The 24448-nt window shown below is 41.0% G+C and carries 18 protein-coding genes; 9 read left to right on the plus strand and 9 right to left on the minus strand.

Features of this window, described 5'->3' with window-relative positions; all coding sequences use genetic code 11:
• Window positions 1-127 precede the first annotated feature (127 nt).
• Both recN and CXF88_RS04400 read left to right on the plus strand, forming a co-directional pair.
• Window positions 128-1786 carry a DNA repair protein RecN gene (gene recN / locus CXF88_RS04395; RefSeq protein WP_101085653.1) on the plus strand — a complete coding sequence of 553 codons (1659 nt, stop codon included), beginning with the start codon at window positions 128-130 and terminating at the stop codon, window positions 1784-1786.
• A 71-nt stretch (window positions 1787-1857) separates the two neighbouring features.
• Entirely contained in the window at window positions 1858-3000 is a 1143-nt protein-coding gene (locus tag CXF88_RS04400) for a hypothetical protein (protein ID WP_101085655.1), read from the plus strand.
• A gap of 197 nt (window positions 3001-3197) precedes the next feature.
• Here CXF88_RS04400 and CXF88_RS04405 read toward each other — a convergent pair whose 3' ends face one another.
• From CXF88_RS04405 to glyA, 9 genes are all read right to left on the minus strand, one after another.
• Window positions 3198-3689: a phosphatidylglycerophosphatase A gene (locus CXF88_RS04405; protein WP_101085658.1), complete on the minus strand. Its 492-nt coding sequence runs from the start codon at window positions 3687-3689 to the stop codon at window positions 3198-3200.
• A 10-nt stretch (window positions 3690-3699) separates the two neighbouring features.
• On the minus strand, window positions 3700-4656 hold the full coding sequence (gene thiL / locus CXF88_RS04410) for a thiamine-phosphate kinase (protein WP_101085660.1): 957 nt from the start codon (window positions 4654-4656) through the stop codon (window positions 3700-3702).
• 87 nt (window positions 4657-4743) lie between these two features.
• On the minus strand, window positions 4744-5148 hold the full coding sequence (gene nusB, locus CXF88_RS04415) for a transcription antitermination factor NusB (RefSeq protein ID WP_101085664.1): 405 nt from the start codon (window positions 5146-5148) through the stop codon (window positions 4744-4746).
• A 13-nt stretch (window positions 5149-5161) separates the two neighbouring features.
• Window positions 5162-5638 carry a 6,7-dimethyl-8-ribityllumazine synthase gene (ribE, locus tag CXF88_RS04420; RefSeq protein ID WP_011636512.1) on the minus strand — a complete coding sequence of 159 codons (477 nt, stop codon included), beginning with the start codon at window positions 5636-5638 and terminating at the stop codon, window positions 5162-5164.
• Window positions 5639-5761: 123 nt separating this feature from the next.
• Complete coding sequence (ribBA, locus tag CXF88_RS04425; protein ID WP_101085667.1) at window positions 5762-6865, minus strand: bifunctional 3,4-dihydroxy-2-butanone-4-phosphate synthase/GTP cyclohydrolase II; 1104 nt, start codon at window positions 6863-6865, stop codon at window positions 5762-5764.
• A gap of 103 nt (window positions 6866-6968) precedes the next feature.
• Window positions 6969-7628: a riboflavin synthase gene (locus CXF88_RS04430; protein ID WP_101085669.1), complete on the minus strand. Its 660-nt coding sequence runs from the start codon at window positions 7626-7628 to the stop codon at window positions 6969-6971.
• Between the two features lie 63 nt (window positions 7629-7691).
• On the minus strand, window positions 7692-8837 hold the full coding sequence (ribD, locus tag CXF88_RS04435; protein ID WP_101085671.1) for a bifunctional diaminohydroxyphosphoribosylaminopyrimidine deaminase/5-amino-6-(5-phosphoribosylamino)uracil reductase RibD: 1146 nt from the start codon (window positions 8835-8837) through the stop codon (window positions 7692-7694).
• 64 nt (window positions 8838-8901) lie between these two features.
• Window positions 8902-9351, minus strand: coding sequence for a transcriptional regulator NrdR (gene nrdR / locus CXF88_RS04440; protein ID WP_011636508.1), 450 nt, complete (start codon window positions 9349-9351; stop codon window positions 8902-8904).
• A 114-nt stretch (window positions 9352-9465) separates the two neighbouring features.
• Window positions 9466-10719 carry a serine hydroxymethyltransferase gene (glyA, locus tag CXF88_RS04445; RefSeq protein WP_101085673.1) on the minus strand — a complete coding sequence of 418 codons (1254 nt, stop codon included), beginning with the start codon at window positions 10717-10719 and terminating at the stop codon, window positions 9466-9468.
• Window positions 10720-10980: 261 nt separating this feature from the next.
• On the opposite strand from glyA, the gene ettA reads away from it, so the two are divergent.
• From ettA to CXF88_RS04480, 7 genes are all read left to right on the plus strand, one after another.
• Entirely contained in the window at window positions 10981-12648 is a 1668-nt protein-coding gene (gene ettA / locus CXF88_RS04450) for an energy-dependent translational throttle protein EttA (RefSeq protein WP_101085675.1), read from the plus strand.
• A 285-nt stretch (window positions 12649-12933) separates the two neighbouring features.
• Window positions 12934-14166 carry a hypothetical protein gene (locus CXF88_RS04455; RefSeq protein ID WP_101085677.1) on the plus strand — a complete coding sequence of 411 codons (1233 nt, stop codon included), beginning with the start codon at window positions 12934-12936 and terminating at the stop codon, window positions 14164-14166.
• 323 nt (window positions 14167-14489) lie between these two features.
• Entirely contained in the window at window positions 14490-15527 is a 1038-nt protein-coding gene (locus CXF88_RS04460) for an efflux RND transporter periplasmic adaptor subunit (protein ID WP_242445118.1), read from the plus strand.
• Window positions 15527-18631, plus strand: coding sequence for a multidrug efflux RND transporter permease subunit (locus CXF88_RS04465; RefSeq protein WP_101085681.1), 3105 nt, complete (start codon window positions 15527-15529; stop codon window positions 18629-18631). The genes CXF88_RS04460 and CXF88_RS04465 overlap by 1 nt, the downstream gene beginning before the upstream one ends.
• 17 nt (window positions 18632-18648) lie before the next feature.
• On the plus strand, window positions 18649-19122 hold the full coding sequence (locus tag CXF88_RS04470; protein ID WP_101085683.1) for an NYN domain-containing protein: 474 nt from the start codon (window positions 18649-18651) through the stop codon (window positions 19120-19122).
• Between the two features lie 310 nt (window positions 19123-19432).
• The gene (locus tag CXF88_RS04475; protein ID WP_101085685.1) at window positions 19433-23263 is read left to right on the plus strand and encodes an EAL domain-containing protein; all 3831 of its coding nucleotides are present in this window, start codon (window positions 19433-19435) and stop codon (window positions 23261-23263) included.
• Window positions 23264-23730: 467 nt separating this feature from the next.
• On the plus strand, window positions 23731-24417 hold the full coding sequence (locus tag CXF88_RS04480) for a transporter substrate-binding domain-containing protein (RefSeq protein ID WP_242445095.1): 687 nt from the start codon (window positions 23731-23733) through the stop codon (window positions 24415-24417).
• The last annotated feature ends 31 nt before the right edge of the window (window positions 24418-24448 follow it).

The raw sequence follows: 24448 nt of genomic DNA on the forward strand, positions 1-24448 counted from the left end.
GAACAATCAAATCTAGATGATAAAATAGTCAGCGATAATTATTCCTCAACCACTTTACTGTATATAAAATCAGTATATACTGTTTATCAATACAGTGGTTTGGTGGTTTCATTGACAGGAATTTATTATGCTTTGCCAACTCAGCATCAACAATTTTGCTATCGTGCGTTTTTTAGAGCTCGACTTTAAAGCCGGTATGACAAGCATCACCGGCGAAACAGGTGCAGGCAAATCGATTGCTATCGATGCGCTTGGGTTATGCCTTGGTAATCGAAGTGATGCCAACACTGTCAGGCCTGGAGCCTCCAAAGCCGAAGTGAGTGCAAGGTTTACCCTTCATGATGTACCTTTAGCCAAACGCTGGCTTGAAGATAGCGATCTTGATGCTGAAGATGAGTGCATATTACGTCGAACTATTAACAGTGATGGCCGCTCAAGAGCCTACATTAATGGTAATCCTGTGCCCGTGACGCAATTAAAAGCCATCGGTCACCTATTGATTGGTATTCACGGCCAGCATGCTCATCACGCAATGCTTAAAAGCGAGCATCAATTAAACCTACTCGACCACTATGCCAACCACAAAATACTGCTCGATAGCGTTAGCGCTAGCTATCAACGCTGCAAACAAGTGGAAAACGAGCTAAAGCATCTTGAACAAGCACAGCACGAACGTATTTCGCGTCAACAGCTACTGCAATATCAAGTAGAAGAGCTTAATGAGTTCAACTTAGGCTTGGAAGAATTTGATGAAATAGAACAAGAACACAAACGCTTAGCCAATGGCACAGATTTAATTGAACGTTGCCAAGCAGGTTTGCATTTATTGACCGAAAGTGATGAAGGCAATATAGAATCTCTGCTTAATAAAGTGGCCAGTATTGCTGATACGCTTCAAGGCTATGATGAATCCCTTGCGCCTATCAGCACTATGATCAGCGATGCGTTAATTCAAGTACAAGAAAGCGCTAGCGAAATTGAAAGTTATTTAAGCAGTTTAGAGCTTGATCCAGAACATTTTGCCTATTTAGAAAAACGTCTTTCAACGGCAATGCAATTGGCGCGCAAACATCATGTGAGTGCTGATAAGCTGGCGCTACATCATCAAGCATTGATGAGTGAATTAGCCGAACTTGCTGACGACGAAACTAAATTAGATGGTATAAGACAACAACTTGAAGCCACCAGAAATGCCTACTTAACCAATGCACAAAAACTGAGTCAAAGTCGTAGCCGTTATGCTAAAGAATTGGACAAGCTAGTCACCCAGTCTATCCATGAGCTTAATATGCCTAAGGGTAAATTTACCATTCAGATTAATCATAATCCGGACAACATTTCAGTTAATGGCTGCGATAGCATTGAATTTATGGTGACCACAAACCCTGGGCAACCATTACAACCGATTTCTAAAGTTGCCTCTGGCGGTGAGTTATCGCGTATTGGATTAGGGATTCAAGTGATCACGGCTAAAAAAGTCGCCACTCCGACACTGATATTTGATGAAGTTGATGTGGGTATTTCTGGACCAACAGCATCGGTAGTCGGTCGTATGTTACGCAGCCTTGGCGAATCAACTCAAGTATTGTGTGTCACCCATTTGCCGCAAGTTGCAGGTAATGGTCATCAACATATGTTTGTGAATAAATTTAATAAAGGTGGCAACACCGAAACGACCATGCAGACGTTGGATAAAGATCAACGGGTGAATGAACTTGCGCGCTTATTAGGTGGTGATGTCATTACCGAAAATACCTTGGCGAATGCCCGTGAGTTGTTGCAATAATCGTTATGCACTTATAAAAAGCAAATCAATATGTTAACGTAAAGTTAAAATAGATTTACGGATAAATCATAATGATGAAAGTAATAAAGGGCTTGGGTATTTTTGTCGGGCTAATATGTAGCTTACTGGTATTTACCGTTGTCTGTTTAGTGGCCATTAATGCAACAGACAGAACAAAGTCACCTAACACTCTTTTAGTTGAAAACTGGCTAAAACAGCAACCTATCGACCCTAGCGAAAATGGCTATGAGTATGCAATTACTATCGTAGGCACAATAGGAGACGATAAAACAAATGATAAAAAACCATTAATCAGCTTCAGCGAGCAAGAAGTTGAGTTAACTGACAACTTTAAAACGGCTTGTTATCAAACGGATTTGATAATATGCAGTCAATTTATTAGCGATAATAGCGATAGTATTAGAAATGTCATTGGCGCTCATAATGCCAATATACAACAATATAATACATTATTAGATATGCCTTATTGGCAAGAAGAACCACAGTCTTTAACCCCAAACAATCAAGCTCATTGGGGTCTGCTTTTTAAGTTAAGAGATGTTCGTCAGCTTGCTGCGATAATAAGTGTAGATACATCTGACAACAAACTTGACCAACAAGCTACAGTGGCATTTTTAAACAAAGATGCACATTTTTGGAATATGGTTTATCACTCATCTCGCACAACACTCAATCATATGATTGCCGTTAACATGATCAAATATCAGCTTAATTTAGCTAGCACCTTAGCTAAAACCACTGATGCAGCTGTTGCAACCAAAGTCACAGCTTGGCAAACATCTTTCGAATTAACTGATAGTGATTTTGAACGGATATTTTCTGGAGAATGGCTTTTTGCCCATAACGTTACAGAACAAATGTTAATTGAAGTGCAGTCTGATAGCGTGGCTTTTTATGAGAAATGGTTAGCCTATGCGTTGCTTAAGCCAACAGACAGTGACAATCTCATGGCTGAGTATATTGTCAGCTTAGTAAAGGAACCAGTTTCAACGACCTCGATGCACACGCTCAAAGAACCAAATTATTGTGCTAACGACAATTATTTTCAGCAATTATGGATGTTACGCTACAATCCGATTGGTAAACTATTTAATTGCACTGTTTATGGAACAGATTACAAACAACGTTTAACCAATATGAATACAGAGTTAGAGCAATTGCGGACCAATCTACTTACCGCAAAATCATCCTAGTAAGTAGCTGCAACTGATTTAGTATGAGTATTATCGACAAAAAAGAGCACAAATGTGCTCTTTTTATGTATTAGGTATGATTTATAAGTGCATTTATAATTCTTTGCTAATCGTTAATTATGATCAGTTACTTATAATCAGGTATTGATAATCAGTTATAGATAATCAGTTATAGATAATCAGTTATAGATAATCAGTTATAGATAATACACCGCTAGTTGCACACCTATTAACGAAAAGATTCCCGCCAATACATCATCAATCATTATCCCAAAACCGCCATGCACTTTGGCATCAAGCCAGCGAATAGGCCATGGTTTGACGATATCAAAAAAGCGAAATAGTACAAAACCAAGTGCTAACCACATAAAACCTAAAGGCGCTGCAATCATGGTGATCATCAACCCAACCACTTCATCCCACACAATAGCACCATGATCATGTACGCCCATATCTTTAGCTGCTTTGCCACAAATATAAAAGCCAGCGAGCATGCAAATACAGGTAATGATCAGGTAATTGGTTAAGCTTAACTGTTGCATGAGCAACACTATGGGCACCGCGGCTAAGGTACCAAAGGTACCCGGTGCTTTTGCCGCTTTACCGCTGCCAAAGCCTAATGCCAAAAAGTGAATTGGATGGGCTAAAGACAGCTTTTTTACGAATTTATCTTGGGTTAATAATCTCATAGTACTTCAATTAAAAATGCACAAAGCCACGTGAAATCGGGTTAAATTCCAACCCATTTTCGACTAGTTTTAATTTATCACCTGCACAGATTTGACCAATTTTTACAAATTTGACACCAGCATGAATTAACGCGGTATCAATTGCGCCGCGTTGTGATTCTGGAACCGTAAACAATAACTCGTAGTCTTCACCACCCGTGAGTGCATAGCTTAATGCATCTTCATGACTAAGATTGGCTTTAATTGAGTTTGATAACGGAATTAGATTCACATCGATGATGGCGCCCACTTTCGATGCCGTTAATATATGTCCAATATCAGACATTAAGCCATCAGATAAATCGATAGCACTGGTGGCAAGTGTACGCAGAGCTTGGCCAGCTAAAACACGAGGCGTTGGATAATAATGACGATTAATCAGATATTCTTTATCTTCAGTGTTAACCGTTTTAACGCCTCTGAGGATATCAAGACCTAAAGCTGAGTCACCTAAAGTGCCGGTGACATAGACCCAATCACCAATTTTTGCACCATCACGAGTTAATGCAGTACCTTTAGGAACTTGGCCATTAATCGTAATACTGATACTGCGAGGTCCACGGGTAGTATCACCACCAATTAAGGCAATACCATAATATTCTGCAATCTCGAACAGGCCTTCACTAAAATGTGCTAACCAAGGCTGGTCAACATTGGGGAGCGTCAGTGCTAAGGTAAACCAGGCTGGTTCTGCTCCCATGGCGGCGAGGTCAGAAAGGTTAACCGCTAACGATTTATAACCTAAAGCATGAGCAGGAATGCTTGCTAAAAAGTGGACATTTTCAACGAGGGTATCACAAGAAATCGCTATCGATTTATTGTCGGCAGGATTCACTAACGCACAGTCATCGCCGATGCTTAACTCTACATCGCGCCTTTTTAGGCCTTTATTGCGGAAGTAATGTTCAATGAGTTGGAATTCTTTCACATTCAGTCTGGTACGGTAAACCGTCCACCTCAATTTTGAAACAATTAATAACAAATGAAAACGGTATCCGAAGATACCGTTCTGGTGTTACTTATGCTTCACTAACTTATCAAGCAAGCCGTTGACAAATTTGTGACTATCTTCAGCACCAAACGCTTTCGCTAACTCGATACCTTCGTTAATCGCCACTTTAAACGGCACATCTTTACGGAAGGTCAACTCATAAGTTGCCAGACGCACAATGGCTTTTTCTACTGGTGACACTTCTTCAAAATTACGATCAAGATGCGGCTTTAACAGCTCATCAATTTGCGATGTTTTTGATGCTACACCAGTTAACAACTCACGAAAATAAGCGACATCAACACCGTCAGTGTTCTGTTCAGTTAAAAACTCATGTTCTACGTCAGCAACTTTGTTTTTACTTAACTGCCATGAATAAATGGCTTGAACGGCTAAACGGCGGGCCTTACGGCGCTCTGAAGGTTTCATACTTTTCCTACTATTACAGCTGTTGTTCTAGTTGTTGCAGTACATTAACCATTTCAAGCAAACTAAGGGCTGCTTCGCCACCTTTATTGCCTGCTTTAGTACCCGAGCGCTCAATAGCTTGCTCAATGGTATCAGTAGTTAATACACCGAATGAAACAGGAAGATCATACTCTAATGCAACTTGTGCAAGACCTTTGTTACATTCACCAGCAACAAATTCAAAATGAGGTGTACCGCCACGAATGACAGCACCTAATGCAATGATACCGTCAAACTTTCCACTTGCTGCAACACGTTTTGCTGCAAGCGGTAATTCAACTGCACCAGGTACGCGAACAACAGTAATGTTGTCGTCACTGACCTGGCCGAAACGCTTTAATGTGTCTATTGCACCATCAAGCAGACTTTCAACTAAAAAGCTATTGAATCGCGATATTACGATCGCCACTTTGGCATTTTTCGCTTCGATATTACCTTGAACTACGTTCATTCTATCTTACCTAAATTAGCTAAAGCACCCGGCTCGGGGCAAAAAGAGGCGTTATGATATCACAGCCAAAAGCCCTGAGCGCTATGCAATTAATGAATTTGTTAAATTTACCATAAGCCAAAATTATTCAGCTATATAATCAGTCACTTCTAAACCAAAACCAGACAGTGAATGATAACGTTTTGGCGAACTGAGTAAACGCATAGTGCTGACACCTAAACTCGACAGAATTTGAGAGCCTACGCCAACACGACGAGATGTTCCTTGCCACATTGCTGGCGCAGGAGATTGACCATTATCTTCAGCTTCAAAGGCTTTTACTTTGGCCAATAAATTACTTGTATGTTCATCATTACCCAGTAGTACTAAAACGCCACCTTCGGAAGCAATCCGCTCCATGGCTTTTTCTAATGGCCAACTGCGCTTTTGATCACGTTCAGAATGCAGCAAATCATTAAAGGTGTTTTGCAAATGCACACGCACCAAACAATTCGGTTTTACTTCATCTTTAACCAAGGCGTAGTGTAATTGATTATCGATAGTGTCTCTAAACGTCACCATAGTAAATTCACCAAAACGAGTGGGTAATTTACACTGAGCTTCACGTACAACGGTAGTTTCATTAGTGTTACGGTATTCGATTAAATCGGCAATAGTACCGATTTTAATCCCATGTTTTTCACTGAATATTTCTAAGTCTGGACAGCGCGCCATGGTGCCATCTTCGTTTAAAATCTCAACAATGACACCTGAAGGTTCACAGCCAGCTAAGCGCGCTAAATCGCAACCCGCTTCAGTGTGGCCAGCGCGGGTTAATACTCCGCCCTCTTGTGCCATCAACGGAAAAATATGTCCAGGTTGCACTAAATCAGAGGCTTTGGCGTCTTTGGCAACGGCAGCTTGTACGGTCACTGCACGGTCATGAGCAGAAATACCTGTTGTGACTCCGGTCGCCGCTTCAATTGATACGGTAAAATTAGTCGAGAACTGGGCATTATTATTGGTAACCATTAAAGGCAAATTAAGCTGCTGACAACGCTCTTTGGTCATTGTTTGGCAAATTAATCCACGGCCATAGGTTGCCATGAAATTGATTGCTGCTGGCGTCACTTTATCAGCGGCCATAATCAAATCACCTTCATTCTCTCTGTCTTCATCATCCATCAAGATAACCATCTTACCTTGACGAATATCTTCAATGATTTCTTCTATGCTATGTAGCGCCATTGTCAGACCTTTATTTAGTAAGTGTTTGATTTAAACCTTAGGCATTAAATCTATTGGTATTGCATATTATGTATAGGGTACAAATGGTATTTTACTGTCGCGATTAACGTAAAAAACCTGATTTAGCGAGTAACTCCATGGTCACGCCCGATGAAGGCTGCACATGGTTAGTTTCCGGTTGCATTAAACGTTCTAAATAACGCGCGATTAAATCGACTTCGATATTGACACTATCACCTACTTTTAAATCCACCAGCGTGGTTTCACCTGCAGTGTGAGGTACAATCGTTAATCTAAAACGAGCACCATCAACTTCATTAACAGTCAGGCTCACACCATCGATGGTTATCGAGCCTTTGTGAGCAATATAGCGACTTAATTGGGCCGGTACTGATAACCAAAACTCTAGTGATTTACCTCTGTAAGCGCATTGCTCAACTTTTGCAATGCCGTCGACGTGTCCACTTACCATGTGTCCACCTAATCGAGTGGTTGCCGTAACCGCTTTCTCAAGATTAACCTTTTGACCGACCTGATAACGACTAAAGCCAGTTAAGTCAACGGTTTCAGCTGATATATCAGCAACGTAACCATCACCTAAACGCTCAACAACGGTCAAACACACGCCATTGGTTGCTATACTGTCACCTAGCTTTACATCCGTTAAATCCAGCTTACCGCTGGCAACTGTTAAGCGGATATCGTTACCTTTGCGATCAATTTTACGTAATGTGCCAAGGGCTTCGATTATTCCAGTAAACATAATACTCACTTTTTGCAGTTAAACTTTGCTGTTGTTCAGGTTTTGGACTGAACAACACGCACATTAATAGGGTTGATTATATCTGAGGATATAACGCTTATCTTGTCCAACGTTGCGTTCATCAATTAATTGCAGTGCCGGCGTTTGCTCCATTGTACTGTAATTAGGTAACTGCAACATATTACGTCCGTGGCTACCTAATAGTTTAGGCGCCTGGTAAAGCACAATATCATCAACGAGCCCTTGGGCGACAAATGCTCCGGCTAAGGTAGCACCGGCTTCAACTAAAACAGAATTAGTATGCTGACCTAAATATGTTAGCAAAGCTAACAATGGGATTCTGCCTGACGAGTCACACGTTAACTGAAGAAATGATACGTGATCTGGAAATGCAGCTTTGGTGCTTTCGGGATAATTACAGCCAGAAACCAGTAAAATAGGACTTTGAATTGAAAATAATTGCTGTGTTGCTGTTAATCTTGCGCGACTGTCGAGCACAACCCTTAGAGGTTGGAAGATTTCATCTTTTGTATGGCGAGTGGTTAACTCACCTAACGCCTCATAGCGCACATTAAGGCTTGGGTCATCGACAAGAATGGTTTCAACACCAGTGATTAATGCACAATGGCTAGCGCGGTATTTTTGCACATCAGCTCTTGCTGCACTGCCAGTAATCCACTTCGACACGCCATTAGACAGAGCCGTTTTACCATCTAAACTGGCTGCTATCTTTACCGTTATCCAAGGAAGTCCTGTTTTCATCCGCTTCATAAAACCCAGATTAAGGTCATAGGCTTGTTCGCTGAGCAATCCAACATCAACGTTAATACCAGCCTCACGTAACAGGGTTATACCGCGACCAGACACTTGTGGATTTGCATCGGTCACCGATACCACAACTCTGGCAACTTTGGCATTAATTAAGCCTAAAGCACAAGGTGGTGTGCGGCCATAATGACTGCAAGGTTCAAGAGTGACATACGCCGTGGCACCTTCAGCAGACAAGCCATTATCATGCACCATTTTCAGCGCATTAACTTCGGCATGTCCTTGGCCAGCACGTTGATGATAACCCTCACCAATAATCTTATTCTGATAAACAATGACACAACCAACACAAGGATTTGGCCGAGTGGTATAACGGCCTTTCTCGGCAAGCGCGATGGCACGGCTCATCATTTGGGTGTCAAAGGTGGACCAGTTAGACATGGGAGATAATCTCTTATTGCTTAAATGCCATTAAAACCATTAAAACAGATATTATTAAGCAGCATTACTTTTGCAATTTAGCAATGGCTTCACCAAATTGGGATACATCTTCAAATGCGCGATAAACCGATGCAAAGCGGATATATGCCACTTTATCAAGGCTCATCAACTGTTCCATCATCAGATTACCAATCATTTCAGAATTCACCTCACGCTCACCTGTCGCGCGCAGTGTTGATTTGATTTTAGTCAATGCTTGTTCAATTTCATCAATTGAGACCGGGCGTTTTTCGACCGCACGTAGCATGCCGCCACGCAATTTTTCTTCATCGAATGGTTGTCGAGTGCCGTCACGTTTGATGACGCGAGGCATGACTAATTCTGCGCCTTCAAACGTGGTGAAACGTTCATGACATTCGGTACATTCCCGGCGGCGACGTACTTGGTGACCATCAGCCACTAATCGAGAATCTATAACTTTGGTATCGGTCGCGCTACAAAAAGGGCAATGCATTGAACCTCCTGCAGAAAAAAACAAAATGGCCGCTAACAATTAGCGGCCATTAAAGTTTATCCTATTTGTTGAGCAAGGTTAACCTAAACCTTTTCAACAGGCATCAAGTGACGATTAACCGTATACAGGGAATCGGGCACATAATGCCAACACTTGACCTTTCACTCGTTCAGCCACTTCGGCGTTAGATGCATCATCAAGAATGTCACAAATCCAACCGGTCAATTCTTTCGCTTCTGCTTCTTTAAAACCACGACGAGTAATTGCTGGCGTTCCAATACGAACACCAGAGGTGACAAACGGTGAACGTGGATCATCAGGTACTGAGTTTTTGTTGACGGTAATGTTGGCATTGCCCAATGCAGCATCTGCTTCTTTACCGGTTAAATCACGACCAATTAAATCAACCAACATTAAATGGTTTTCTGTACCGCCAGAAACAATTTTGTAACCGCGAGCTAAAAATACTTCAACCATAGCTTTAGCGTTTTTAACCACTTGCTGTTGATATACTTTAAACTCTGGCTCTAATGCCTCTTTAAATGCAACCGCTTTACCTGCGATTACATGCATTAAAGGGCCACCTTGGCCACCAGGGAATACCGCTGAGTTCAACTTTTTATACAACACTTCATCATCGGCAGCAGAAATAATAATCCCGCCACGTGGACCCGCTAATGTTTTATGAGTTGTTGAGGTGACCACATGTGCATGTGGGACTGGCGTTGGATAAACATCTGCAGCCACTAAGCCAGCAACGTGAGCCATATCAACAAGCAAATAAGCACCAACTTTATCAGCAATCTCACGCATTTTAGCCCAATCGACTATGCCTGAAAATGCAGAGAACCCGCCGATCATCATCTTAGGCTTATGCTCAATGGCTAAACGCTCCATTTCGTCATAATCAATTTTGCCAGCTTCATCGATACCGTAAGGAATGATGTTGTAAAGCTTGCCTGAAAAATTCACTGGTGAACCATGGGTCAAATGACCACCATGAGCAAGGTTCATCCCTAAAACAGTATCACCCGGTTGTAACAACGCCATAAACACTGCGCTGTTTGCTTGTGAGCCTGAATGAGGCTGTACGTTGGCATAAGTTGCACCAAATAATTCTTTTGCGCGTTCAATAGCCAATGTTTCAACAACATCAACGTATTCGCACCCACCATAATAACGCTTGCCTGGATAACCTTCAGCATACTTGTTAGTTAACTGAGAACCTTGCGCTTCCATCACACGTGGACTGGTATAGTTTTCAGATGCAATCAATTCAATGTGTTCTTCTTGACGACAAGTTTCATCTTCAATGGCTTTAAATAATTCTGGATCATAATCCGCAATATTCATCGCTTTCTTCAACATGGTAGCTCCAACATCATTATCTATATAGTAGGGTTGCGCGGTATTCTACTCTGCAACGATAATGATTTACAGTACAAACAACATGAAATTCACTGTGTTCTGAATACAAAACGATTCATGTTGATAACACCAAGCTAGCAGATTGTTTAGCGAATTGAGTCTAAAAAGCACGCTAGATAAAATCACACAATTGCCTGTTGAGTTCAGCACATAATACAGTAGAATTATCACCATCTTTGTTGACAATTAGACAGTATAATTATGGCTCAATTTGTATACAGCATGCTTCGTGTGGGTAAAATTGTCCCACCCAAAAAGCAAATATTAAAAGACATTTCGTTAAGCTTCTTTCCTGGCGCTAAGATTGGTGTGCTCGGGTTAAACGGTTCGGGTAAATCAACATTGCTGCGCATCATGGCGGGAATAGATACCGAAATTGAAGGTGAAGCACGCCCAATGCCTGGGTTAAAGATTGGCTACTTACCGCAGGAGCCGCGCTTAAACGAACAACAAACTGTGCGCGAAGCCGTCGAAGAAGCCCTAAGCGAAGCTAAAAATGCACTAATACGCTTAGACGAGGTCTATTCTGCTTATGCTGAGCCCGATGCAGACTTCGACGCACTTGCAAAAGAGCAAGGCGAATTAGAAGCCATCATCCAATCTCAAGATGCGCATAATCTTGATCATATTCTTGAACGTGCAGCTAACGCATTACGTCTGCCCGATTGGGATGAGAAAATTGCCGTACTCTCTGGTGGTGAACGACGCCGAGTGGCCATTTGTCGCTTATTGCTTGAAAAACCGGAAATGCTATTACTCGACGAACCAACCAACCATTTGGATGCAGAGTCAGTGGCGTGGTTAGAGCACTTTTTACAAGAATATAACGGCACTGTGGTGGCGATTACCCACGATCGTTACTTCTTAGATAATGCTGCTGGCTGGATTTTAGAACTTGACCGCGGTGAAGGTATTCCATGGGAAGGTAACTATTCATCTTGGCTTGAACAAAAAGATGCGCGCTTGTCCCAAGAATCGTCCACAGAAAGCGCCCGCCAAAAAACCATTGCTAAAGAATTAGAGTGGGTACGCCAAGGTGCTAAAGGTCGTCAATCAAAAGGTAAAGCCCGTATGGCTCGCTTTGAAGAATTGAACACCAACGATTACCAAAAGCGTAACGAGACCAATGAACTGTTTATTCCACCAGGGCCTCGTTTAGGCGACAAAGTCATTGAAGTGACTAATTTAACCAAGTCATATGGTGACCGCATACTGATTGATGATTTGACATTCACGGTTCCTAAGGGCGCTATCGTCGGCATTATTGGTGCTAACGGTGCGGGTAAGTCAACCTTATTCAAAATGATCTCAGGCGAGGAACAACCAGACAGTGGCTCTATTTCTGTCGGTGATTCGGTTCAAATTGCGTCGGTTGATCAGTTCCGTGATTCGATGAATGACAAAAACACCGTGTGGCAAGAAATTTCAGGCGGCCAAGATATTATGCGCATCAACAACACTGAAATTTCTAGCCGTGCTTACGTAGGCCGCTTTAACTTCCGTGGTGGCGATCAGCAGAAAATAATTGGTTCATTATCGGGTGGTGAGCGCAACCGAGTTCACTTAGCTAAGTTATTACAAGCCGGTGGCAACGTATTATTACTCGACGAACCCACCAACGACTTGGACGTTGAAACTTTACGAGCGTTAGAGGAAGCGTTATTAGAGTTCCCTGGTTGTGCAATGGTTATTTCCCATGACCGTTGGTTCCTTGACCGTATTGCGACCCATATTTTGGATTACCGTGATGAAGGTAAAGTGAGCTTCTATGAAGGTAACTATACTGAGTACTCAACTTGGTTAAAAGCCACCTTAGGCACCGATGTAGTAGAACCGCATCGATTAAAATACAAGCGTTTAAATAAATAATTCGTCTGCAATAAAGTGTTGAATAATAAAGCAGAGCCTCAGCGCTCTGCTTTATTATATTAGCCATTATTTAAAAGATTATTACAAAACTAACGATCGAAATCTCGACAAGTGTCAAAAATTTGTCAATTTATTGTGAGCAATGCACCACAATCTGTTTGTAAAGCCAAAATAACTTCAGTATTATAAATTATTAACGGATTATTTTACTCTTTGCTGATTACACTCAGCGCAATACAGAGTGTCGATGGTTCCAGCTTGTAGAGAAATTTAATGGAGATATCAGTGAGATACGGTTCAATTAGCCTTGCTTTATTGTGCTTATACGCAAGCAACTCATTTGCGGCACTCGAAGTCATTACCACATCAGAAAAGCAGACTCTCAATAAAATTGAAAATCAATACGATATCGATTCTCTGCTAATCACTGTTAATGACAAATTCTCACAGCTTAATAAAAAAGCCTATGACGTTGAAGGTCTGAAAAAAACAATTGTTTCAGAACAGCAGCGCTACGATGAGCTTATTACAGAATTACCTAAGGTTATTCGGGCTAAAACAGGGCTTCCAGAAACCTATATACAAATTGAAGAGTCTGTCAATTTAGTCGATGAATTAACCCTAAAGGCAGAAGAAGACAGTAAACGCCTTGAAACTGAAAAGGTTGAAATATTAACTGAATATGAGGCGATAAATAAAAAACGTGCCGCTAAAAGTCAGCAACTATTTAAACTCAAAACTGATATTACTAATCGTTTAATTGCAGATTTATCTAAATCAAGCAGCACACTGCCAGTCAATATTAATGGTTCGACTGAGTGTTCAAAATATCAAACTATCGCAGATTGTTTGAAAGAGTCTAAAAGCAGCATTTTATCCAATACTCGTAATGAGTCGCCGTTTTTAAATGACAAAAGTGTTTTATTGTCATATGAAGTTATCGACGCCAATATGAATATGAGAGGCGATTTGCATTATAAAGTGGCGATGAACTTTAAGCCTTCTTATAACGATAAAATTGACTCAATGTTAAATGAAGAATTAGGCCTTAAGTCGGCGATGGTTACCTTAATCAGTAACGTACCAGCAGATTGGTATATCAATGGCACCAAAGTAGGCACGGGTAAAAAACTTTTTCACGAGATCCCTTTAGGGAAACACGGCATTTTAGCGTCTTACCAAAATCAAGATAAATCAAGCGTCGAAAATGTTGAAGGCAATGGCGTATTTAATTATAAATTTGCCAATGTTGCTGCGTCTAATACAGCCAGCAACCAAGCTAAAGCAGTGACAGCAGAAGTCCCAAAAGGCATTCTTAAACCATCAGCTAAACCGCAGCCTGTAGTCCAAAAAACTAAGGCTAAATACACCTTGTTTTCAGACCAAACCAGTATTAAGTTAAGTGATGATGATGCCAAAAAGAAATCATCCGATAAAGGTTATGAATACTTTATGGGTGTTACACCTGTCAATAAAAAGCAAAACATTGAATTTACTAACGAGCCTATCGAGAAGTAATGTTTCAACCAGTGTTTTAACATAACTATTTGTTCAGCCTGGCTGACATAAATCAAAGCCATATCTTCGGATATGGCTTTTTTGTTGCTATAGCATCATCAAAACCCACTATTGATATGCGCCTTGTTACAAAGAAAATTAAAAGATTTACATTACTTTACGCTTGGTTAAGCAAATATAATTACAATAAGCTTGCATCAATCACGGGCTAGTCGTTAGCCAATGTCGTCTTGTAACGACATCATCAATTATTGCTTATAGAGATGTGTACTTAAATGATCAAAAAACTTAGCCAATGTCTTTTTTCGACTACCGTATTGATGATGGGATATGTTGGGTTTATTTCCAATGGTATTGCCGCGCCCACACCTCCTCGCGCTGAAAAAGTGGTTCCTGTCGTCACCGCCACCGTTGAACAACATGAGCTTTCGCAATCAATTACCTTAATAGGAAAACTGGCGGCAACTCACTCGGTAATGATAGCGCCGCAAGTCGCAGGAAAAATAGACAGCATAGCCGTCACATCTAATCAATACGTCAATAAAGGCCAAGCACTACTGACACTTGATAACCGCAAAGCAAAAGCCAGCGTGACCGAAGCGCAAGCCTATTATCAAGATGAAGTGCGTAAGCTTAATGAGTTTAACAAGTTGATTCACGTTAACGCCATCACTCAAACAGAAATAGAAGCTCAAAAGTCCAGTGTTGATATTGCTTTCGCTCGCCTTGAATCAGCCAAAACAGATCTGGATTACCATACTCTAGCCGCGCCATTTTCCGGAAACACTGGTTTGGTTAACTTCAGCCGCGGCAAGATGGTCAGTATCAATGAGTCACTATTATCACTTGATGATTTATCCGTGTTACAGCTCGATTTACAAGTGCCGGAGCATTATCTCTCTTTGTTAAGTACAGGAATGTCGGTAAACGCTTCCAGCAGAGCATGGAATAAAACCATTTTTACTGGCAAGATTATCGCTATTGATCCACGCGTCAATTCACAAACACTCAATCTCAATATTCGTAGTCAGTTTGATAATCAAAAGGGTCAATTAAAGCCCGGTATGATGATGTCAGCGACACTGGTATTTCCAAGCGTGTCTTCCCCTATTGTTCCGGTACAAGCACTTGAATATTCTGGTACCAAACGTTATGTCTACGTAATCAACCAGGACAATATCGCCACACGCACCGAAGTGATGTTAGGCGCCAGAATTGACGACCAAGTGTTACTGGAATCTGGCATTAACATCGGCGACCACATCGTCGTTCAAGGGCTGGTAAATATGCGTGATGGTGTCAAAGTAAAAGACTTAGCTAAGCAAGTTCAAACAAGCCCTGTTAAACAGGAGCAACAATAATGTGGCTAAGTGATACGGCGGTAAAGCGCCCTGTAGTTGCGATTGTATTAAGTTTATTACTGTGTGTTTTTGGCTTAGTGTCGTTCTCTAAACTGTCGGTTAGAGAAATGCCCGACGTACAAAATCCGGTAGTGACCGTCATGACCACTTATAGCGGTGCATCTGCCACTATTATGGAAAGTAAAATCACTAAGAGCCTTGAAGATGAATTAACTGGCATCAGCGGTATTGATGAAATCACCTCAACCACTCGAAATGGCATGTCACGTATTTCAATCGAGTTTGAACTAGGTTGGGACTTAACCGAAGGCGTCAGTGACGTACGAGATGCCGTTGCCAAAGCACAACGTCGCTTACCCGATGAAGCTGATGATCCGATTGTATCTAAAGATAATGGTACTGGTGAGCCGTCGATTTACGTCAACTTAAGCTCTGAAAATATGGATCGTACTCAACTCACTGATTACGCCCAGCGGGTATTAGAGGACAGATTTAGCTTAATTACTGGGGTGAGCTCAGTCAATATTTCTGGTGGCTTATACAAAGTCATGTATGTACAACTAAAACCGCAATTAATGGCCGGTAGAAATGTAACTACCAACGACATTATTAGTGCGTTAAATACCGAAAATCTTGAAACACCCGGTGGCGAAGTCCGTAACGACACCACCGTCATGTCAGTCAGAACAAAACGGCTATATTACAGCCCAGAAGACTTCAACTATTTAGTTGTCCACACTGCTGACGATGGCACACCTATTTATCTTAAAGATGTCGCTAGCGTGTTCATTGGGGCAGAAAATGAAAACTCGACCTTTAAAAGTAACGGCATCGTTAACCTAAGCCTAGGCATAGTGCCGCAATCTGATGCCAACCCATTAGATATATCATTGCAAGTACAACAAGAAGTCGACAAAGTGCAGAGTTTTCTGCCAAAAGGAACGCAGTTGGTTGTCGATTATGATGCCAATGTGTTTATTGCGCGCTCGATTAATGAGGTTTACAACACCCTATTCATTACTGGGGTATTGGTTATTCTTGTGCTGTACATTTTTATCGGTCAAGTACGGGCAACACTCATTCCTGCAGTCACAGTACCAGTATCATTAATTGCCGCATTTATGGCGGCATACAGCTTAGGTTACTCCATTAACTTATTAACCCTAATGGCGCTTATTCTAGCCATTGGTCTAGTGGTTGATGACGCCATCGTTGTGGTTGAGAATATCTTCCACCATATTGAACAAGGTGAAAAACCGATACTTGCGGCCTACAAAGGGACTCGCGAAGTCGGTTTTGCTGTGATATCAACTACCCTAGTACTGGTGATGGTATTTTTACCTATTTCATTTATGGATGGCATGGTCGGGTTATTGTTTACTGAGTTCTCCGTGATGCTGGCAATGTCGGTGCTGTTTTCATCCCTTATCGCCCTTACCCTTACCCCAGTGATGAGCAGTAAACTATTAAAAGCCAATGTGAAGAAAAATCGTTTTAACATTGCGATCGATAATGGCTTTAATCGTTTAGAGCAACGGTATCGTAGTATGGTCAAATGGGCATTGCACTGGCGCATGGCAGCACCATTCATTATTATCGCCTGCATCGGTGGTAGCTATTTACTCTTGCAACAAGTCCCTTCTCAACTCTCACCACAAGAAGACCGCGGGGTATTATTTGCGTTTATTAAAGGCGCCGAAGGCACCAGTTATAATCGCATGGTTGCCAATATGGACATCGTTGAAAACCGATTAATGCCACTATTGGGTCAAGGAGTAGTGAAATCATTTAGCGTTGAAGCGCCAGCATTTGGCGGTCGAGCGGGAGATCAAACCGGATTTGCGATTATCCAGTTAGAAGACTGGCAAGATCGTGATACCGATATTAAACAAGCGTTAGCGTTAATCAGCCAAACGTTAAAAGACATTCCAGATGTCATGGTACGGCCAATGTTGCCAGGATTTAGAGGCCAATCAAGTGAACCGGTTCAATTTGTACTGGGCGGCTCTGACTATGCTGAGTTATTTAAATGGGCTCAAGTACTGCAACAAGAAGCCGATGCAAGCCCTATGCTGGACGGGGCTGATTTAGATTACGCAGAGACCACACCAGAACTTGTTGTGACGGTAGACAAGCAACGAGCTGCAGAGTTAGGCATTAGCGTTGCAGAAATAGCGACAACCTTAGAAATCATGTTGGGCGGCCGCAGTGAAACAACCTTTGTTGAACGTGGCGAAGAATATGATGTGTACCTTCGCGGTGATGAAAACAGCTTTAACAGCGTCACAGACCTCAGTAAGATTTACTTTAGAAGCAGCAAAGGCGAATTAATCACCCTTGATACCGTCACTAAAGTTGAAGAAGTTGCCTCGCCGCAACGATTAAGTCATACCAATAAGCAAAAATCGATCACCATCAAGGCAAATTTAGGCGAAGGTTATACCCTTGGCGAAGCCCTCGACTTTTTAGAACAACGCGCAATAACATTACTGCCAAACGATATTTCAATTGCCTACACGGGTGAGTCAAAAGACTTTAAAGAGAACCAAGCTGGGGTGCTCATTGTATTTGCTTTAGCACTGCTGATTGCTTATCTGGTATTGGCGGCTCAATTTGAAAGTTTTATCAACCCTGCAGTGGTGATGTTTACCGTTCCCATGGGGATTTTTGGTGGCTTTATTGGCTTAGTGCTCACTCATCAAGGGATGAATATTTACAGCCAAATTGGCATGATCATGTTAATTGGTATGGTAACTAAAAATGGTATTTTAATCGTTGAGTTTGCTAATCAGCTACGCGACAGAGGCTTATCGCTCGACAATGCCATTATTGACGCATCGGCTCGTCGCTTAAGACCCATTTTAATGACAGCCTTTACCACCCTTATTGGTGCCATTCCATTAATCGTATCAACCGGCGCGGGGAGTGAAAGCCGTATTGCGGTAGGAACTGTGATATTCTTCGGCATGGCATTTGCGACCGTTGTCACCCTATTGGTGATACCCGCAATGTACCGACTTATTTCTTCGTCAACTCACTCTCCAGGGTTTGTTGAAGCACAACTTAATGACGCCATTGCCGCTCAAAAAGCGCAACAGCCTTAATCTTCACAGGTGTAATAATGACAACGCTTGCCGTATTTGTAGATGTGCAAAATATTTATTACACCTGTAAGCAAGGTTTTGGCCGTTCATTCAATTACCGAGCTTTATACAAACATTTGTCGGCACAGGGCACTATTAGCCACGCAATAGCTTACGCTATAGCACCAGCCGATGACGGTCAGGTTAAATTTCAAGATGCACTAAAACATATTGGTTTTACGGTTAAAACCAAACCTTATATCCAGCGCAGTGATGGTTCTGCCAAGGGAGATTGGGATGTTGGGATTACCATCGACATGCTAGAGATAGCGCCCACGGTAGATGAGGTTATTTTACTGTCTGGTGATGGTGATTTCGATTTATTACTCAAAAAAATCAACCAAACGACCACATGCTACACCCATGTATTAAGTGTTGAACGCCTCACTGCAAAATCATTAACCGATCAAGCGCAACAATTCACTGCCATCGATACCTCGCTTCTTATTTAAATACAAACAATGACAATAATCACCCACTTTAAGCACAAGCGACAAAGCTAACACATACGACAAAAACATCGCTAAGATAGATACCAACAGAAATTAGTTTGATTTATTCCTCAGCCATTCAGCCTTCATTTACACAAGTTTCTTCTCATCAATACGGTTTAAATTTGATGAAAGGAAGATGAGTAGATCCCAAACCCACAAACAATGTTATTATTTTGTTGTGTAAAATAGTGACTGTATTTACAATATATCATCCTGTTATTATAGGTATCAAAATCAGTTTTTTATAAAAATAATAATAAGGTCTCTGATGGTGTTCTTTTTCCAAAGATGGTTATGCTCGCTGTTATGCTTACTTCTTTCAGTTGCCTTTATTTCAGCCACAAACGCAGAACAGTTTCAAATAGATAGGCTCAATATTGCTGACGGTTTACCGTCAACCATGATCACCTCTATCTATCAACAAAAAAACGGATTTTTATGGTTTGCAACCGATGCTGGTGTGAGCCGTTATGATGGCCAAGAGTTTATAAACTTTCAGTTTTCACCGGGATCCAAAAGACATATATCGAATAACTTTGTGACAGATATTATCGAAGACGCACAAGGCAATATCTGGTTTGCTACTGAAGACGGTCTTAATCAACTCACCGTCGATGATGAACTTAACATCTACCCCACCTCACAACAGCCTTTCGCTCAAAACACCAATTGGATAATGCGTTTATACTTGGATTCAAAACGCCAGCTATGGATAGGTACTGGCAGTGGGTTACAATATAAAACAGAGCATGGAACCGATTTCATCTCGGTTCCATTATATTTAAACCAACAAGATACTCCTGTAGAAACATCTATTTACAGCATCGTTGAAGACACTCAACACCGTATTTGGGTAGGGACCGACCATGGTCTCGCATTATTAGAACCCAACAGTACAACAATGCAGCTATATCAATCAGATAAAGCACAAGCAATATCCACTACAGGTTCAGCCGTTGCTACGGCAGATTTATTTAATGATTACATTCTGACGAGTCAAATAGATAATCATGGTCAACTTTGGTTTGGTAGCCAACATTTTGGCTTGATTAAATTTATGCCTAACGACAACACATTCCAGCATTTTTTTAGTCCAAAACAACCAAAGGTTGGACAAATTCCCAGTAACTACATCTCCAGCATAGCGATTGAAGACGATCAACATATCTGGATTAGTACCGATAAAGGTGCGGCAAATTTAACTGTCGCATCCGAACATTTTGACTGGTTAACCTCACAAACGTTTAATCAACAATCATTACCGACCAATGATGTTGATGATGTATTTATCGACCATTCAGGAATCATTTGGTTTGCGACTAACCAAGGTGCGGCCTTTTACACGCCATTGAAAAAATCAAGTCGACTGTATAAACCCCTTGCCAGCCAATCAGAGCTATCAGGAGGCAATGTTTACGCAATAGCCTTAACGCAATCAGGTGATGCCTGGGTAGCAACAAATAAGGGTATCGATAAGATAAACATCGATAATAAAACGGTTGAATTAGGACCTTTAAAAGATAAAACCACTCCATCATTAATAAACAATATTTGGAACGTAACAACAGACAAAGATAATAATCTGTGGTTTTCTGACGCTGAAGGCCTGAGTTTTTATGATCAACGCTCTGACACTGTGCAACACTTTAGTAATAAAGTGAATAATCCCTATGGCTTTCCTAATACTGATTTCTATACTGTTGACCCAGACCAAGAAGGCAATGTGTGGATCACTGGCTATTTAGACGCTGGCGTAATGCTATTTAACCCGCAAAAAGGTTTAATAAAACATTATTTTAACGATGCGGATAATCTTTATACTTCAGGTGGGAATTTCACCTTCGACAGTTTAATCGCTACCCAAGGTGAGTTATGGTTAGCCACCACCAATGGTATTTTCATTATCGATCCTAAAACGGATATCACCTCACACTTAAGCTTAGGTAATGAAAGAGAGAACATCCGAATAGGCGGTATTTACCAAGATAAACAAGGCATTATATGGGCAGCAACCCAAGGTCTCGGGTTAGCAAAAATAATTCCAACATCAAATGTACCTCAGGGATTTACCATTGAATACATTACACGTCAGCAAGGCCTACCAGATAACCGTTTAAAAGCCGTCATTGGTGATGACCAAGGTAATTTATGGCTAACGAGCCAGCATACGTTGATCAAATATACCCCAAAAACCGCTAAAATAAGTGTTTATCCCAGCGTGATTAACACCGACAACTTAACCTTTAATGAAGCCGCAATAGCCATTTATCAACACCAGTTACTATTAGGTACTAATAAAGGGGTGATACAGATAGATATCGACACTATTAGCCAAAATGATTTTGCGCCTCCGGTGCATATCACTTCGGCAAAAATAGCCAATAAATCGTATATTAATATTAACAGCCATAACCCTCCCCCGAAGCCGATACTTGATTACGACAACAACATGATCCAGTTTTCATTTGCATCATTAGACTATACTGCCCCTGAACGGAATCAATATCGATATATGTTAGCCGGGTTCGATCAGGATTGGCTGACCACATTATTACCTCGGGCGATGTACACTAATTTAGCCGCTGGTGATTATGTGTTTAAAGTACAAAGCACCAATAGCGACGGTATATGGAGCAACCAACAGGCAGAATTTGCATTTAACATAAAAAAAGCCTGGTGGTATTACGCATTAATTGCTTCGGGCACCATGATTATATTGATTATGATTTTGTTTGCGTTATCTCGAATCAAACAAATGAGAGAGCTCAGTCGCCGGGCTAACTTTGACAGCTTAACGGGATTGGCAAACCGGTTTCATTTTAATCAACAACTGTCATTACTTATGTCTAATCCATACAACACCGCCGCTGTGGTGTTTATCGATTTAGATCACTTTAAAGAAGTTAACGATTCTATGGGCCATGACGTAGGCGATGAGCTCATTATCCAAGTTGGTAAACGGCTTCAGCATTGTTTAAGCCAACAAGATGTATTGGCTCGACTCGGCGGAGATGAATTTGCCTTAATCATTCCATACGAGCAAGTTGCGGCCGACGTGAACCGAGATTTAGTTAATATCATTGAACGAGTTCGTCAAACGCTCAACAAAGGCTATCAAATTAATCAATATTGGCTAAACAGTTCTGCCAGTATTGGTGTGGCATGCTTCCCGGAAGATGGTAAAGATGCCAAAACATTATTAAAACATGCTGATACCGCCATGTACGCAGCTAAACAAAATGGGCGAAACGGAAGTTACTTTTTTAACGAAACATTATCCACGGCACTATTAGAAAGATTATTGATTAAAGATCAGCTAAATAATGCCATGTCAGATGCGCAACTTGAAGTGCATTACCAGCCAAAATGTTGCGTTGATACACATGAGATTGTCGGTTTAGAGGCGTTACTTCGTTGGAATCACCCTCAACACGGGATGATTTCTCCTAGCCGCTTTATTGATCAAGCTGAAGACAGTGGCTTAATTATCGATATTGGATTATGGGTACTTGAACAAGCCTGTCAGCAAGGATATCGCTGGCTTCAACAAGGGATACTGAGAGGCAATATTTCGGTTAACATTTCACCGGTACAATTATCACAACCGACTATTGTTGATGACATTGCTGCCATTTTAGAACGAACCACCTTCCCGGCTCATCATCTTGAACTTGAAATAACCGAGTCATTACTCATTAAAGATTTAAAAACAGCACAAGACGTTCTATTAGCACTCAAACAATTACGCGTACGTATTGCCCTAGATGATTTTGGCAAAGGTTATTCGTCATTAAACTATTTGACCCAGTTCCCCATTGATACTTTAAAAATTGATAAGGGGTTTTTAAGCAGTATTTTGCCTGAAGAAACCAGCAATATAGTATTACGAAACATCATTACCTTAGGTAATGAGCTGAAATTAGATGTCATTGCAGAAGGCGTCGAAACTCATGCTCAGCTGCTTAAATTGAAACAGTATAATTGTAAAATAGTTCAAGGTTTTTTATTCAGTCATGCTCTTGATGTCACTCAATTAGAAGTATGTCTTCTACATAACAAGTTAACCTTATGTGAATATGTTGAAGTTGAAAACGAATAATGAGAGCGGTAACTTATTAGCGATTCATGCATAAGCAGCACCCAAACTGTTAACGACTTACTGCGACGTCTGCAAACACACATAACCTTCACTAACGATGCTGTTACCTATCAATCTGTATTCTAAACTAACCCTAATAAGGTGCCTTAAACTCTCGTTATTGATGCGAAGACACATTCATTTCAAGGCAGATAATTACCTGTGAAATGCTTATTCATATCGCATTACATTGTTATTATTTAAATCAATAATGAGAGGGCTCACATGATTGGGAATATCACTTTATTTGCAAAAGTGTTATTCTTGCTGGGCCGTAGCAGGACACTTCTATAAAGGATTATATGTCGTTAATACGTTACAAAAAACTAATTTTTGATTACATTCCCATGCCCAAACGAGCTCGTTTATTCATCCAATTGATATTCATATCAGTGGGAGTTTTATATACATTTAACTCGACCATCGCCGTGGCAGAACCACTAAAAATCACTTTAGCGGCAGAAGATAGTTGGCCTCCTTTTGCCGATGAAGTGGGTAATGGTATTTCCCATAACCTTATTAGACAGGCTTTTAAGCAAGTTGATGTTGACGTTTCTACTATTGTCGTACCCTATACTCGTGGTTTGATTATGACCGAGCGAGGTTCGGTTGATGGCGTTTTTAATGTGACAAAAGAGCAAAGCACTATTAACCGATTTATATTCGGTAATGAACCTTTGTTTACAGTAACAGCTTCTTTTTTCTTTGCCAAAGAACACCCTACCATTGCGGATAATAAATGGCAGATCCCAATAAAAAGCACGATTGGTATTGTGAGTGGTTATGAGTACGGCGACGAATTTACGACGCTTGTTGAACAGCTGCAGTTACACGTCATCACGGTAAATAGCCAGCGCCAATTAATCAATTTATTATTAGTAGGCAGAATTGATACCGCCATTATGTATGACCTTGTTGCTGATGTTTACATCGAACAGATGGGTGTTAGCCGTAATATAAAAGCTAAGTTTAATAATCATACCAGTAAAATTTTCGTCGCATTTTCTAAACTTAACCCTCAAGCAGAGCACATTAGCCAATTACTCGACAAAGGGCTGCTAACGTTACAAAGACAAGGTAAGTACCAACAGCTGCTTCTGCCTTCAAATGATTAACGACATAACCACAATATCAATAATATAAGGT

Origin of the sequence: Shewanella sp. ALD9, assembly GCF_002836315.1 — a bacterium.
Lineage (GTDB): Bacteria > Pseudomonadota > Gammaproteobacteria > Enterobacterales > Shewanellaceae > Shewanella.

What these genes read in the sequence shown, in the direction of transcription:
- recN (WP_101085653.1), top strand. Translation starts at nt 128, where the DNA reads ATGCTTTGCCAACTCAGCATCAACAATTTTGCTATCGTGCGTTTTTTA.
- CXF88_RS04400 (WP_101085655.1), top strand. Translation starts at nt 1,858, where the DNA reads ATGATGAAAGTAATAAAGGGCTTGGGTATTTTTGTCGGGCTAATATGT.
- CXF88_RS04405 (WP_101085658.1), bottom strand. Translation starts at nt 3,689, where the DNA reads ATGAGATTATTAACCCAAGATAAATTCGTAAAAAAGCTGTCTTTAGCC.
- nusB (WP_101085664.1), bottom strand. Translation starts at nt 5,148, where the DNA reads ATGAAACCTTCAGAGCGCCGTAAGGCCCGCCGTTTAGCCGTTCAAGCC.
- ribE (WP_011636512.1), bottom strand. Translation starts at nt 5,638, where the DNA reads ATGAACGTAGTTCAAGGTAATATCGAAGCGAAAAATGCCAAAGTGGCG.
- ribBA (WP_101085667.1), bottom strand. Translation starts at nt 6,865, where the DNA reads ATGGCGCTACATAGCATAGAAGAAATCATTGAAGATATTCGTCAAGGT.
- CXF88_RS04430 (WP_101085669.1), bottom strand. Translation starts at nt 7,628, where the DNA reads ATGTTTACTGGAATAATCGAAGCCCTTGGCACATTACGTAAAATTGAT.
- ribD (WP_101085671.1), bottom strand. Translation starts at nt 8,837, where the DNA reads ATGTCTAACTGGTCCACCTTTGACACCCAAATGATGAGCCGTGCCATC.
- nrdR (WP_011636508.1), bottom strand. Translation starts at nt 9,351, where the DNA reads ATGCATTGCCCTTTTTGTAGCGCGACCGATACCAAAGTTATAGATTCT.
- glyA (WP_101085673.1), bottom strand. Translation starts at nt 10,719, where the DNA reads ATGTTGAAGAAAGCGATGAATATTGCGGATTATGATCCAGAATTATTT.
- ettA (WP_101085675.1), top strand. Translation starts at nt 10,981, where the DNA reads ATGGCTCAATTTGTATACAGCATGCTTCGTGTGGGTAAAATTGTCCCA.
- CXF88_RS04460 (WP_242445118.1), top strand. Translation starts at nt 14,490, where the DNA reads ATGGGATATGTTGGGTTTATTTCCAATGGTATTGCCGCGCCCACACCT.
- CXF88_RS04465 (WP_101085681.1), top strand. Translation starts at nt 15,527, where the DNA reads ATGTGGCTAAGTGATACGGCGGTAAAGCGCCCTGTAGTTGCGATTGTA.
- CXF88_RS04470 (WP_101085683.1), top strand. Translation starts at nt 18,649, where the DNA reads ATGACAACGCTTGCCGTATTTGTAGATGTGCAAAATATTTATTACACC.
- CXF88_RS04475 (WP_101085685.1), top strand. Translation starts at nt 19,433, where the DNA reads ATGGTGTTCTTTTTCCAAAGATGGTTATGCTCGCTGTTATGCTTACTT.